9 protein-coding genes and 1 tRNA gene are annotated in these 14,263 nt (G+C 48.1%); 3 read left to right on the top strand and 7 right to left on the bottom strand.

Features of this window, described 5'->3' with window-relative positions:
* Positions 1-10: 10 nt before the first annotated feature.
* Positions 11-1,834 carry a tRNA uridine-5-carboxymethylaminomethyl(34) synthesis enzyme MnmG gene (mnmG, locus tag L21SP3_RS10840; RefSeq protein WP_077541420.1) on the bottom strand — a complete coding sequence of 608 codons (1,824 nt, stop codon included), beginning with the start codon at positions 1,832-1,834 and terminating at the stop codon, positions 11-13.
* Positions 1,835-2,125: 291 nt separating this feature from the next.
* Here mnmG and L21SP3_RS10835 point away from each other — a divergent pair, with 291 nt between their 5' ends.
* The gene (locus tag L21SP3_RS10835) at positions 2,126-3,778 is read left to right on the top strand and encodes a DNA topoisomerase VI subunit B (RefSeq protein ID WP_077541418.1); all 1,653 of its coding nucleotides are present in this window, start codon (positions 2,126-2,128) and stop codon (positions 3,776-3,778) included.
* Positions 3,779-3,880: 102 nt separating this feature from the next.
* On the opposite strand, the gene L21SP3_RS10830 is transcribed toward L21SP3_RS10835, so the two are convergent.
* A complete protein-coding gene (locus L21SP3_RS10830; protein ID WP_077541416.1) occupies positions 3,881-4,948 on the bottom strand; it encodes an SO_0444 family Cu/Zn efflux transporter in 1,068 nt (355 codons plus the stop codon).
* Positions 4,949-5,065: 117 nt separating this feature from the next.
* Entirely contained in the window at positions 5,066-5,746 is a 681-nt protein-coding gene (locus L21SP3_RS10825; RefSeq protein WP_077541414.1) for a 2-oxo acid dehydrogenase subunit E2, read from the bottom strand.
* A 172-nt stretch (positions 5,747-5,918) separates the two neighbouring features.
* On the opposite strand from L21SP3_RS10825, the gene L21SP3_RS10820 reads away from it, so the two are divergent.
* Positions 5,919-7,064 (top strand): aldo/keto reductase, encoded by a 1,146-nt coding sequence (locus tag L21SP3_RS10820; RefSeq protein ID WP_077541412.1) that lies wholly within the window; start codon positions 5,919-5,921, stop codon positions 7,062-7,064.
* Positions 7,065-8,729, top strand: coding sequence for a HAMP domain-containing histidine kinase (locus tag L21SP3_RS10815; protein WP_077541410.1), 1,665 nt, complete (start codon positions 7,065-7,067; stop codon positions 8,727-8,729). It begins immediately after the preceding gene.
* 69 nt (positions 8,730-8,798) lie between these two features.
* On the opposite strand, the gene L21SP3_RS10810 is transcribed toward L21SP3_RS10815, so the two are convergent.
* The 4 genes from L21SP3_RS10810 to rpoC form a co-directional block, all read right to left on the bottom strand.
* A tRNA-Pro gene (locus L21SP3_RS10810) sits at positions 8,799-8,873 on the bottom strand.
* A gap of 171 nt (positions 8,874-9,044) precedes the next feature.
* A complete protein-coding gene (rpsG, locus tag L21SP3_RS10805; RefSeq protein WP_077541407.1) occupies positions 9,045-9,518 on the bottom strand; it encodes a 30S ribosomal protein S7 in 474 nt (157 codons plus the stop codon).
* Between the two features lie 32 nt (positions 9,519-9,550).
* On the bottom strand, positions 9,551-9,916 hold the full coding sequence (gene rpsL / locus L21SP3_RS10800) for a 30S ribosomal protein S12 (protein ID WP_077541405.1): 366 nt from the start codon (positions 9,914-9,916) through the stop codon (positions 9,551-9,553).
* A 66-nt stretch (positions 9,917-9,982) separates the two neighbouring features.
* Entirely contained in the window at positions 9,983-14,242 is a 4,260-nt protein-coding gene (gene rpoC / locus L21SP3_RS10795) for a DNA-directed RNA polymerase subunit beta' (RefSeq protein ID WP_077541402.1), read from the bottom strand.
* Between the last annotated feature and the right edge of the window lie 21 nt (positions 14,243-14,263).

Genomic DNA, 14,263 nt, shown 5'->3' with positions numbered 1-14,263 from the left:
AGCTCTATTATCAAGCGATTTTTCCTGAGGCCTTCATATACACCTGCAAAACTGTTATGTCAGCCGGCGTGATTCCGCCTATTCTGCTTGCCTGTCCGAGATTGTGGGGTTTTATTTCCGTGAGCCTTTCCTTCGCTTCGCTTCGAAGGTGGGGAACGCTGAAATAATCAATATCCGAAGGCAAACGAACCTTCTCAAGATTGCTCAGCCCCTTCACGAGCTTCTCCTGCCTGCTGAGGTATCCTTCGTATTTGGCATCAATCATCACCGCCTCCAAAACCTCCAGCGAGGGATCCATACTCGCTATCACTTCATCGGTCTTGAGGTTTTGCCTTAGCGGATTATCGGGCTGCTGAAGCTGCTGCCAAAGGGAACGGCCAGCTGACCTTGCGGTTTTTAGATACTTCTCAACAGCCTGAATCTCAGCAGTCTTTTTCTGATACCTCTGCCATCTCTGCTCGCTGATAAGCCCTGCATCTCGTGCTAAGGGCGTAAGCCGGCGGTCTGCATTGTCTGCACGCAGGGTAAGCCGATATTCAGCTCGGGAGGTGAACATCCTGTAGGGCTCGGTGATGTGTTTTGTGAGAAGGTCGTCCACCATCACCCCGATATAGGCCTGGTCCCGCCTTATTATAAAGGGCTCCTCGCCCCGCAGCTTCCTGACGGCATTAACGCCTGCATAAAGCCCCTGAGCAGCGGCCTCCTCGTAGCCGGATGTCCCGCATACCTGACCTGCAAGATAAAGCCATGAGAGGTTCTTAGTTTCGAAGGTGATTTTGAGCTGAGTTGCAGGGCAGTAGTCGTATTCTATTGCATATCCGTAATGAACTACCTTTGCATTCTCAAAACCCGGAATGAGCCTTAGCATACTCTCCTGCACATCTCTGGGCACAGAAGTGCTTATCCCGTTCGGATACATCGTAAGCTCATCGGCTGTTTCCGGCTCGATGAATATCTGATGATTCTGCTTATCAGGGAAACGCATAATCTTGGTTTCTATGCTCGGGCAGTAGCGCGGGCCGGTGGAATTTATCTGGCCTGAATACAGCGGGGCACGTTCCATATTTTCCCGAAGCAGCTCGTGCACTTCCGGATTGGTGTAGGTTATCCAGCAGCAGATCTGCTTTTGCTCTATGCGGTCGTTCATAAACGAAAACGGCCTTGGATTTTCATCGCCGTTTTGCCGCTCTGTTTTGCTGTAGTCTATTGTTGAGGCGTCGAGGCGAACGGGAGTGCCTGTTTTGAGCCGCTCGATTTTCAGCCCGAGACTGCGGAGACTGTCGCTGAGCTCGTTGGCCGGTTCTTCGCCGCGCCTTCCGCCAGGGATGCGTTCTTCACCTATGTGCATTAGGCCTCGAAGGAAGGTTCCTGCTGTAACTATTACCGCCTTACCCCTGAAAATGCGGCCGTCTGCGGTGCGAATGCCGGAGGCGGTTGCGTTTTCGGTTAGAATCTCTGCGGCATTGCCTTCTGCTATATCGAGATTATCCAGCGAAGAGAGATATTCCTGCGTGAACTTTTTATATGCGTTTTTGTCTGCCTGAGCCCTTGGGGACTGCACAGCAGGTCCTTTGGAGCGGTTCAAAAGACGGAACTGTATCCCCGCGATGTCTATTGCTAAAGCCATCACCCCGCCAAGGGCGTCTATCTCTCGGGTAAGCTGTCCCTTGCCGATGCCGCCTATTGAAGGGTTGCAGCTCATCTCTCCTATTGAATCCAAACGAATCGTTACAAGAAGGGTAGAAGCTCCCATATTTGCGCAGACGGCTGCCGCCTCGATTCCGGCATGCCCGCCGCCGATTATTATGCAGTCATATTTTTTGTCTTTTGCCATATATTGCAGTTTTCCAGTTTTCTAAAAATGAATTTATAATTTTAACACAGAAGCAAAATAATTTCTACAAGCCTTAAAGACCCGCTTTTCTTTATAGACCTGCCGTATGGCAAATGAATCCTTTTACGTCTGCAAAATTGTCCATAACGCAATTGGCGGGTGATATTTATTGAACGCTCAATGTTTGAGCAGAAACAATTAAAATGGTCTGTAAAAGCGGGCGAAAATGAGTATAATTCCGCTAACAGAATTTAGGATTAAGTAGGAAATGTTTTTCTTAGGAATTCAGGGATGACCGATAAAACATCTAATACACTTTTAGATCAGCCAAAAAACAGAAATTCAGCGTCAGGGAAGAAAAAAACCGGTGCAACAGCCGAAACAATGGCCGGCAAGCAGCGGGATATAAGCATAAGTGAATTTTTTGCAAAGAACCGCCATCTTCTCGGGTTTGACAACCCCAAAAAGGCGTTGCTTACTACAATCAAGGAGGCCGTTGACAACGCTTTGGATGCTTGCGAAGAGGCGCATATCCTGCCTGAGATTTATATATCCATCAAGCAGATTACCGAAAACAAATATCAGGTTGTAATACGTGATAACGGCCCGGGTATTGTGAAAAGGCAGGTTCCGAATATCTTTGCCCGCCTTCTCTACGGCAGTAAATTCCACTCGCTCAAGATGAGCCGCGGTCAGCAGGGGATCGGGATAAGCGCGGCTGGCATGTACGGGCTTATCACAACCGGCGAGCCTGTGGAGGTGGTATCGAGAACGAGTTCGAAGCACCACGGCTACTACTGCAAGCTGAAGATCGACACGGCCAAAAACAGGCCTGTGATTGTGGAGGAGGGGCAGGAAGAAGACTTCCCCCATTCCACGGGCACAGCGGTTACGATTATCCTTGAGGGGAGATACAACAAAGGCAAGCAGTCTGTGGATGAGTATATCGTGCAGACGGCAATGGCCAACCCGCACGCAATAATAACCTATGACTCCCCCGACGGCGAACATTACGAATACCAGAGGCAGAGCAGCGAGATGCCTTTTATCCCGATCGAGATAAAGCCCCACCCTTACGGAGTGGAAGTTGGTATGCTTTATCAGATGGCGCAGGACAGCAAAACAAAAAAACTGCCTGAATTTTTGAATAAGGAATTCTCGCGTGTAAGCGTTAATCTTGCCAAAAAGATAACCAAAGATGCAGGTCTCAGCCTTTCGCTCAAGCCCTCGAAAGCGAGCCTTCCTGAGATAGACCAGCTGCATAAAGTGGTAAATGAGACAAAGATTATGGCGCCCTCTACCAGCTGTATCGGTCCGATTGGAGAAGAACGTCTCGAAGAGGGCATAAGGCGCGTTGTGGAGGCGGATTTCTACGCAACCTGCACCCGCAGACCCAGCGTGTACAGGGGAAATCCTTTCCTTGTGGAAGCGGCTCTTGCTTACGGATTCCAGAACGGCAGCGATAAAGAAAACAGAGATGACGACACAAAGCAGCTTATGCAGCTAAAGCGAATCGCAAACCGAGTGCCCCTGCTGTATCAGCAGTCTGCCGGTGCGATTCACAAGGCAGTGCTGGATATTAACTGGCGAAACTACGCCCTGAGCCAGAGCAAAGGGGCTCTTCCCGCGGGTCCGCTGATTCTTATGGTTCATGTGGCTTCGGTATGGGTGCCTTTTACAAGCGAGAGCAAGGAGGCGATTGCCCATTATCCCGAGATAATCAAGGAGATTAAGCTCGCTGTTCAGGAATGCGGCAGAAAGCTGGGGGTTTACCTAAGGCGGCAGAAAAAAATCAAACAGGAGCTCGCAAAACGCAGCTATATAAAAACATACCTCCCGCACATCGGCGATGCCCTGAAGGACATTTTGGAACTTTCAGAACCCCAAACCGAGGATGTAATAGCAAAGCTGGCCGACACGCTCGAGAGATCAAGAAAATTTTAATGCATTGCTGCAAGCTTAAAAATAATTTTGAGCCTGTAAATCCTCGAGTAATCCTGCACAGAAATGGCTTTTAAGCAGGCCGGTCTAACAGTCAACGGCCGCTTATGCCTGCCTGCTTTTGATGCTGTTAGCTAAATCCCTCAGCGTCCCTACAAGCAGGACTGCCATCAGGATTACCGCTGATGAATTCCTCAGCCATGCGGGCGGCATAGACATAGCCGCCTCGGCAACATTCATCCCCACCTCAAAGGTGAAGTAGTCTAAAATAATGCCTGCACCGAGCGCACATACCACAACTGAGCCAAAATACAGCAGAGCGCACCGGCCTCCGAAATGCTTCCACAAAACTGCATAAGATGCAGCGTTTGTCGCGGGGCCTGTCATCAAAAATACCAGAGCTGCCCCTGGAGAAAGCCCTTTCATTATCAGAGCCGCAGCAATCGGCACGGACGCCGAGGAGCATACGTAAATGGGTATCCCCAATACAACCATCAAAGCCAACGTCCAGAAACCGGGCTGAATCTGCTCAATAAAGAAATCATCAGGCACCAAAACTGTAATCAGAGCGGCTATTATCAGTCCTATAAGCATAGCCCGCCCCGTTTTCAGGGGCAGATGCAGGAAGCCGAAAGAGAACGTCTCCTTAAGCACGCCTCCGGCTCCGAGCCTTTTGAGCTGCTGACGGTAGGTTTCAGTGTTTTCATTTTCGCTTTGTTTTTTCAGATTTTCGGGCTGCTGGTCGGCAGAAGTTGCAAGCTCCTTATCGAATACGCTAACCGCCATTCCGCCAAAGATGCCGGAAAGGAAGGCTGCAATCGGCCTAACTATTGCAAATACAGGGCCTAAGAGAGAATATGTAACCGCTACGCTGTCTATACCTGTCTGCGGAGTAGATATAAGGAATGAAACTGCAGAGCCCTTGCCCGCTCCGGCCTCCTTTAGCGAAAGCGTTACCGGCATAACCCCGCACGAACACAGCGGCAGAGGCACTCCGAAAAGAGAAGCCTTAAAAACTGCCGGCAAACTTCCCCCGCCTAAATGCTGCCTAACAAAGGAAGCAGAGAGAAATACAGATACTAAACCCGCTATAAAAAAACCGAGAATAAGAAACGGCGACATCTCGCCGAGAATATCCCAGAAGTCTTTCATAAATGTTTTTAAAAAATCCATAGCTGTACCCCTTTTTGTTTTGTCATATCGATACTCTAAACTTTTTCCGAGGATTTAATACGAAAATGAGTGTTGTTTGTGCAATTACTATTTGCCCGGCGGGCAGCATAGAGCAGGCTAGTCAGCGAGTTTTACGGGATTTTCTAAAAATTCAGAGAATTTTGCGAGATATTTTGCCGCATAAAACGGCGAAACTGTTTTTGCGTTTACAGAAAGGCAGAAATTCATCCTTTTCTCGCCAATCGGCTTGCCTTCCTTCAGCACCAGCTCAGACTCAGGCCTTCCCACAGAGATAATCGCGTTGGAATCGGCTGGCGGGATTGCGACGAAAGAATTAATCCCATACATCCCGAGACTGCTAAGGGCAATTGATGCATTATTCATTTCCTCAGGCGAGAGTTTATCCTCACGACCACGGCGGGTCAGGTCTTCACTGATCTCAGCAATCTGGGCAAGGGAAAGCAGTTCAACAGCCCGTATAACAGGCACAAACAAAATTCCCGACCTGCTTGCAACAGCAAAGCTTATGTCTATCGTATCGGCAATTCTGATTTTTTCGCCCTCTACTCGTGAGAGCATAAACGGGAAAGCCTCGGCAGCTCGGGCAGCAGCAGCAAAGAAAATATCATTCGTTGAAATCCGCACCCCTGAGGACTTTGCATAATCACGCCGGAAGCGATTCAGAGCATTTGTGCGCACGGTTTTATTGATGTAATGCGAGGGGATAGTGCGTTTTGAATGCAGCATTCGCTGGCCTATAAGATTCTGTATTCTCGTTAAAGGTGCCCTTTTCTCCATAAGCTTTCCGTGTAAACCAAAGAATTGAACAATTAAGGAGGATTTTACATAAAGGCTGAAATATTGCAAACTGATTAAAAGGTTCGCAAATACATTTCCTTAATCACTCATTTAAAATGTGTGAGGAATAAATATAATAGTTTCTATTCTTGAGAAATGTATAAGGGGAAATATGATTTACAAAACATTCGGCAAGACAGGTTACAAAGTTTCAGCAGTAGGCTTCGGGGGGATGCGGTTCGATTTGAACCACAGCAACTTGAATAATTCCTACCTTCTCGACCATGCTTGGGATAAAGGAATCAACTTTTTCGACACAGCTCCGGCATATTGCGAAGACAACAGTCTTGATATATTCGGGCATTTCTGCGAAAGGACAAAATCAATACGCGATCAGTATTATGTGTCTTCAAAGATTATGCCTCAGATGGTTACATCCGCCAAAGACACCATCGAGCAGGTTGACAAAGCACTCAAGCGGCTCAACACCGACTATATAGATTTCTTCTATGTATGGTGCATACGGAATCTAAATCAGTATGATGAGGCTGCAAAGCCCGACGGACTGATTGAAGGGCTTGAAAAATGCCGTGAGCAGGGAAAAATAAGACATATCAACGTTTCCTCGCACCTCAGGGGCAAAAGGCTGAATAAAGTTTTGGAGAAGCGAGATTTTGCCGGTATTCTTGTGGGCGTAAACATACTGAACTTTATGTTCCGCTGGGATGCTGTTGAAACAGCATACAAAAACGGAGCAGGGGTGGTTGCGATGAATCCGCTTGCAGGCGGCATGATACCTAAGCACGAAGAGAGATTCAGCTTTATCTCAAACGGCAGCGAATCACCCACAGATGCTGCCCTCAAATTCTGCATCGGCAGCCCTGAAATCACTGTTGCTCTCAACGGCTTTACAACCAAAGAACATATCAATCAGGCCTGCAGGTGCGCAGATCAGAGCAGTGAAATCAGCAAAGAGAGGAAAGATGAAATAGCCGAACTGCTCAGCGATAACTTCGATGAGCTCTGCACGGCCTGCGGCTACTGCGACAGCGAATGCCCCAAAAGGATACCGGTATCATCCTATATGCAGTTTTACAACAGAAAGCTCATTGAAAACAAAAGCGACAAAGAGCTTTTAGAGGCTCTGAAATTCAGCAGGGAATGGGGCATACTCAACGACAGAACAGGCGAAGCAGCTGACTGCATTAAATGCAAAAGGTGCGAAGAGGCCTGCACTCAGCACCTCAATATAACAGAAAGGCTTGAGCATTTGGAAAGGCTTGAAGAAAGGCTCAAGGAAGAAAATCAGAAAACTTAAATGGCAAAAAAAACTCAAAGAGAAAAGAGCAGACAGCGCAAAAAGCTAAAAATACAGTTTCGTCTTCTGCTCAAGAGCATTGATCTTCGCCCGCACAACGTTGCGAGCAAGTGCAGGCTGCAGTTCGGGCTTGCGATAATCGTAATCCTTACCCTTGCCCTTCTTTTTCCCTATCTATGGATGAATAAGCTCGCAGACAAGGCCGGCTACGATACCGTGGTTACAGTTTCCAAGCTGGTCATAAAAAACGAGCTCAAAGGCAATTCAGACTTTTCAGAAAAGTATATCCAGCAGGAAGGCCTAAGAGATACAAAAGAAAACGAAAGCTTTATAAGATGGGTTGATCTTCGAACTGCTGAAGCAGAAAAAAAGGCAGACCTTACCAAAAAAGAAAAGCAGATTATCGAAAAGCTCAGGGAATCCAGCGAAACAAATATGCGTTTCTGGAGGACTAAATCGCAGGAAAAAGCGTACAATAATCTCCTAAGGCTCGTTACCAATGAAGAGGTTTATTCCAATGATGCGATTCAGGAGCTTAATGCAGCAGGCCCAAAGCAGATTGTCGGAGCAGTTATTGTAAAACTTCTCGATGAAAACCGCGGCAAAACTATGCTTATGAACAAGATCTGTATTATATTCGCCGGCTTTCTTGCAGGCTGCGGAGCGATTATTACTGTTTATGTCATTATTCAGCGCGTTATCCTCAGCCCGATACGCCAGCTTAGAGCTCTTGTGAGCAATGTCTCCGAGGGCAATATCAACGCCCGTTCCTCAATCAAAACCAACGACGAATATCAGCGGTTTGCAGAAGGCTTCAACCAGATGCTCGACGGGCTGAGAGATACCCAGCAAAAGCTCAAAAAGGCCAATAAGCAGCTCGATGAGAAGATTGTGGAGCTCTCAGAGAGGAACGTTGAGCTATTTAAGGCCAACAAGCTGAAGAATGAATTCCTCGCCAATATGAGCCACGAATTCCGCACTCCTCTCAATGCAATTATAGGCTTCTCAGACCTGCTCAGAGACAATACCCCCCGCTCACAGGAGAAAATATCGCGGTATGCAGGGAACATTTCCGAGAGCGGGAGGAACCTTCTCAGTATGATAAACGACCTTCTCGACCTTGCCAAAGCAGAAGCAGGCAGGCTTGAGCTTAGAATTGATAAAACAAGTATCCCCGAGCTTTGCAGAGGCGTAGTAAGCTTCTTCTACGGGATGGTACAAAAGAAAAATATCAGCCTTGAGCTGGAGGTGGATGATGAGATACCTATTATCAAAACCGACGCATCAAAGGTGCAGCAGATACTCTACAACTTCATCAGCAACGCTATAAAATTCACCCCCGAAGAGGGCGAAATCAAGATGGATGTTATGATGGCAGACGAGAAAACCGTTCGCATATCTGTAACCGATACCGGGTGCGGCATTCCGAAAAACCAGCAGGAATCGATATTCGGCAAATTCCGCCAGCTCGACGGGTCTATAACGAGAATGGTTCCCGGAAGCGGGCTGGGACTTGCAATATCAAAAGAGCTCGCCAACCTGCTTGCTGCCAATATAGGCGTGGAAAGCGAGCCGGAGAGAGGCGCAACATTCTATCTGGAAATCCCCGTTATTCTGGAAGAGGCAGACGAGGAAGATGGGGAAAAGCAAAACCCTAATCAATAATTTGCTGAAATGGAAAAGCTCAAACGAAAAAAGCCCTGAATCCGTCAGTTCGGTTCAGGACTTTATAATTCGGAGTGGCGAGATTTGAACTCACGACCCCTTGCTCCCAAAGCAAGTGCTCTAGCCAAGCTGAGCTACACTCCGATTTTGAATAGACGGGGTATTTTACACACACCCGTTTTCAATTCAAGATTATAATTTAGATTTTCGAGGTTTTTTCGGCTTGGGTGAGAAATCCACCCCATATAAACCGGCATGAAATAAAAAGCCCCGCTCTGCAGAATACAGACGAGGCTTGAATGTTCATCTCAGAATCTACCAGGCGAAATGAGCGAAAGCCTTATTCGCCTCAGCCATTCTGTGCACGTTTGTGCGCATTATCATAGCTGAACCTTCGCCGTTGTATGCATCGCAAAGCTCTGCTGCGAGTCTTTGCGCCAAAGGCCTGCCCTTCTTGCCTCTCACGCCGTCGAGAATCCAGCGGAAAGCAAGAGCCCTCTGCCTGTTGGGTTTAACCTGCATAGGCACCTGATAGCTCGCACCGCCCACACGCTTACTGCGAACCTCAAGCGAAGGCTTCACATTTTCAATAGCCTTCTCGAAGACCTCATTAGGAGGGCAATCTTTAATACGCTTTTCAACAATACCCATCGCATCATAGAAAACTTTGCGTGCTACGCTCTTTTTCCCATCAAGCATAAGGCAATTGATAAATTTCGCAATCAGCTTACTTCCATAGACCGGATCAGCCTTCAGCTGAGTTGCAGATGCTGTAAATTTCTTTGCCATACTGTGCTTTATCCCTTAAATTAAAACAAAAATTACTTATTCTTAGCGCCGTACTTGCTTCTTCCCTGCTTGCGTCCATCAACGCCAGCGGTATCAAGAGCGCCTCTGACAACGTGGTAACGAACACCCGGAAGGTCTCGTACACGACCGCCCCTTACAAGAACAGTACTGTGTTCCTGGAGGTTGTGATCTATGCCGGGGATATACGCTGTTACCTCTTTGCCGTTTGTAAGACGAACCCTTGTGATCTTGCGAAGCGCAGAGTTCGGCTTCTTAGGTGTCTGTGTTCTAACTATAAGACACACACCTCTTTTCTGCGGACATCCACGGATATCCGAAATCCTTTTGCGGGAAGGCTTCTTCCTTCCCTTTCTAATCAGCTGGTTAATTGTGGGCATTATTAAAAACCTTTTATAAAACTGTTAATATTTCGTTTTCATCAAAATCGCAGATAAGCAGCTCACTTAAAGCCCAAGAGCTTCCCTTATAGCTGCATCAGCAGCGGCCTCTGCATCCTTGCTTTCCTTAATCTCTTCAGGAATAGGCTCTTCGGCATTGTAAACCACATTCAGTTTCTCGTAGTCCTTGAATCCAGTACCGGCCGGTATGAGCCTTCCAAGAATTACATTCTCTTTAAGACCGCGCAGTTTATCAATTCTACCGCTTAATGATGCCTCAGTCAACACTTTTGTTGTTTCCTGGAAACTCGCAGCAGAGATAAAGCTCTCAGACCTCAGAGAAGACTTGGTTATACCGAGAAGCAGGGTGTTCGCTGTAGCAGGCTGGGGACGTTTGCCCTTTGCCGGCTCGCCTACGAGCAGCTCCACCTTCTCGTTGGCCTTTGAAAGCTCTTCTTTGCTCACTTTCTGGCCTTCCTTTAGATCGGTATCGCCCGGGTCTGTGATAATAAGCTCGCTTGCAAGAGCAGCATTAACACGCTTAAATTCGCTCTTATCGACAACCTCTCCCGGGAGGAAGCCGCTGTCTCCAACGGTATCAATCTCAACTTTGCGAAGCATCTGAGAGATGATTATTTCAACGTGCTTATCGTTGATCTTAACATTCTGTGCACGATAAACGTTCTGAATCTCGTTGAGCAGATAGCCCTGAAGAGCCTCTTCGCCTTTGATTCTCAAGATGTCGTGAGGTACAAGCGGGCCCTGAGTGAGCGGGTCGCCGGCCTGAACAGTATCTCCTGCGTGAACATTCAGGTGCCTGTCTCTGGGGACATGGTGCTCTCTTTCAAGACCGGACTGCTCATTGCGTACAGTGATTGTTATCTTGCCTCTTCTGCGTTCACGCTGAAGCTCGACAACACCAGAAATCTCAGCCATTGCTGCTGGTTCTTTGGGCTTTCTCGCCTCGAAGATTTCCGTAACACGAGGCAGACCGCCTGTAATATCCTGCGTACCGTCTGAGGCTCTCGGTAGCCTTGCAAGCAGAGCACCTGCCTTCACTTCCTGCCCGTCTTCAACGCCGATACGAGCCTTTGCAGGCAGATAATGCACGTCAAGAATTTTTCCTGTTTCATCTTCGATAACAACCTGCGGGTGCCTGTCGCCTTTGTGTTCGATAACCACCGGATAGGGCTTCTGTCCCTTTCGTTCTTCTTCGATTCGAATAGTTTCGCCTTCGATTATATCGTGCAGACGAATGCGGCCGTCAACCTCGGCAAGAATCGGGATACGGTGTGGGTCCCAGCGGAAGAGCTTCTGCCCTTTTTTCACTTTCTGCCCGTCTTTAACCTGAATGAAGTAGCCGTATTCGACAGGATACTTCTCAAGCTCACGCTCTCTTTCATCTACAATAGCCAGCTCAGACTTCCTCTTCAGACAGACGTATTCCTCGCCCTTCTCGGAGCTTACCGTAACATACTTGATATCACGATACTTTATAGTACCGCCTCTGGCAGCCTTTTGGGCGTCTTCAACTACTGCACGAGATGCAATGCCGCCTGTATGGAAGGTACGCATCGTGAGCTGAGTCCCGGGCTCGCCGATAGACTGAGCGGCAACAATTCCCACTGCCATACCTTTCTCCACCTCGCGGCTCTTGCTCATATCCCAGCCGTAGCATTTTGCACATACGCCTTCTCTGGCATCGCAAGTAAGTGCGCTTCGAACCCTTATTGAATCAAGACCGAGCTCTTCAATCTTCGCTGCTGCTTTTGGAGTTATAATCTCGTTCTCAGCAACGATCATCTCGTCGCGAATCGGGTCTTTGATATTATCCCTTGCCGTTCTTCCTACAATCATAGCGCTTAGCGGGATATCAACGGCCTCATCTTTGTAAACTGTAGTTTTGGTAACCCCTTGGAGCGTTCCGCAGTCGTCTTCGGTTACGATAACATTCTGCGCAACATCAGCAAGCTTTCGAGTTAGATAGCCTGAATCGGCTGTCTTGAGAGCCGTATCGGCCAGCCCTTTACGAGCACCGTGGGTGGAGCTGAAATACTCAAGCACGTTAAGCCCTTCACGGAAATTTGATTTAATCGGCGTTTCGATAATCTCGCCGCTGGGCTTGGCCATCAAAGCACGCATACCTGCAAGCTGCATAATCTGATCTACACTGCCTCGAGCTCCGGAGTGCCTCATTACCCAAATCGGATTGAGATAAGGCTTGCCGTCTCTTGTATCGCTCTGGAGGCTGTCGAGCATAGCGTTTGTAACTTCAATCCTTGCGTGAGTCCAAACGTCGATAATCTGGTTCTTGCGTTCTGTTTCGGTAAGCAGGCCGTCGGAGTAGTTTTTGGAAATTTTATCTACTTCTTTCTGCGATTTATCGAGGATCTCCGTCTTTGTTTCAGGGACTTTCAAATCTGTAATACCAAAGCTGAGCCCCGCAAGAGCTGCATACTTGAAGCCCAGATCCTTTACCTTATCGAGAATATCAACGGTAGCACCGCTGCCTATTCTCTGATAGCACTCGCTAATCACCTTCCCAAGCTGCTTGCTGCTCATAAGGAGATTGAAGAAGGGTATCTCAATAGAGAACATATCGTTGAAAAGACACCTTCCTGCGGTGGTATCTACGACGCCGCCCTCACGGACTCCTTTTTCATCCATAAATTCCTTACCCTCAGGCAGGCGAACTTTAACCTTGGCATGAGCAGAAACTACGCCCCTGTCGTAAGCACTAATCGCCTCATAAGTATCGCGGAAAATCATTCCCTCGCCCTTCTCGCCTGGTACTACAGTTGTAAGGTAGTAGATTCCCAGCACGATATCCTGCGATGGGGTAAGGTTTGGAGAGCCGTTTGCCGGCGAGAAAATATTGTTCGTAGCAAGTATAAGCGTATGCGCTTCAACCTGCGCTTCACTGCTGAGCGGAAGGTGCACAGCCATTTGGTCGCCGTCGAAGTCCGCATTGAAGCCTTTACAGGCAAGCGGATGGAGGTGTATCGCATTACCCTCTACCAATACAGGCTCAAACGCCTGAATACCCATTCGGTGCAGGGTCGGAGCGCGGTTGAGAAGAATCGGATGCTGGTAAATCACCTCTTCGAGAATATCCCATACGCAGTCTTCCCTGCGTTCAAGCATTCTTTTTGCGCTTTTAACTGTATCAGCATATCCCTTCTCGCGGAGTCTGCGTATTATAAACGGCTGATAAAGCTCAAGGGCAATCTTCTTGGGCAGTCCGCACTGATTGAGTTTCAGCCACGGGCCAACAACAATCACAGAGCGGGCAGAATAATCCACACGCTTACCGAGGAGGTTCTCACGGAAACGCCCCTGCTTGCCCTTAATCATATCAGTAAGCGATTTAAGTGCTCTGCTGTTGCTGCCTACTACCGGCCTTCTGCACCTGTTGTTGTCCAGCAGGGCATCTACAGCCTGCTGAAGCATACGCTTCTCATTGCGTATAATAACTTCAGGAGCGTTTAAGTCCATAAGTTTGGCGAGTCTGTTGTTTCTGTTGATGATTCGCCTGTAGAGGTCGTTGAGGTCGCTTGTTGCGAAGTTTCCGCTTTCGAGCATAACCAGCGGTCTCAAGTCCGGCGGTATAACAGGGAGAACCTTCATAATCATATTGCGCGGGTCGTTGCCGCTCTCACGCAGTGCATTTACAGTTTTGAGCCTTTTGCTGAGCTCGTTAATCTTCTGCTTGCTTCCAGTGCTGTTAATCTGCTCGTGCAGTTCAACGCTTAGAAGCTCGAGGTCGAGCTTGTCAACAAGCTCTTCTACTGCTTCAGCACCCATAGAGGCTCTGAATTCCCTGCCGTATTTGCCCAGAGCATCACGGTATTCCTCTTCGCTTAGAAGCTGATTCTCCACCAGAGGAGTATCTCCCGGGTCGATTACTACATAATCCTGGAAGTAAACGATTTTTTCGAGGTCGCTTGTTTTGAAGCCCAGAAGCGTGCTGAGCCTGCTGGGCATAGCCTTAAAGAACCATATATGCACCACGGGTGCGGCGAGTGTTATATGCCCCATGCGTTTTCTTCTCACACGGCTCGGAGCCACTTTAACACCGCAGCGTTCGCAAATGATTCCCTTAAACTTTGTGCCTTTATGTCTGCCGCAGGCACATTCGTAGTCCCTTTCAGGCCCGAATATCCTCTCACAGAACAGACCTTCCTTTTCCGCACGATATGTTCTGTAGTTAATCGTCTCAGGTTTTTTAACTTCCCCGAAAGACCAGCTCCTGATATCATCTGGGCTGGCAAGGGTAATCTTAACTGAGTCGAAATTATTAATTTTTTCAAAACCAGGTTCTATCATTTCCCAGTAGCTCCTTTACTA

It is taken from the genome of Sedimentisphaera cyanobacteriorum (assembly GCF_001997385.1).
Taxonomy (GTDB): Bacteria; Planctomycetota; Phycisphaerae; order Sedimentisphaerales; family Sedimentisphaeraceae; genus Sedimentisphaera; species Sedimentisphaera cyanobacteriorum.
This window is presented reverse-complemented; position numbering and strand designations above follow the sequence as displayed.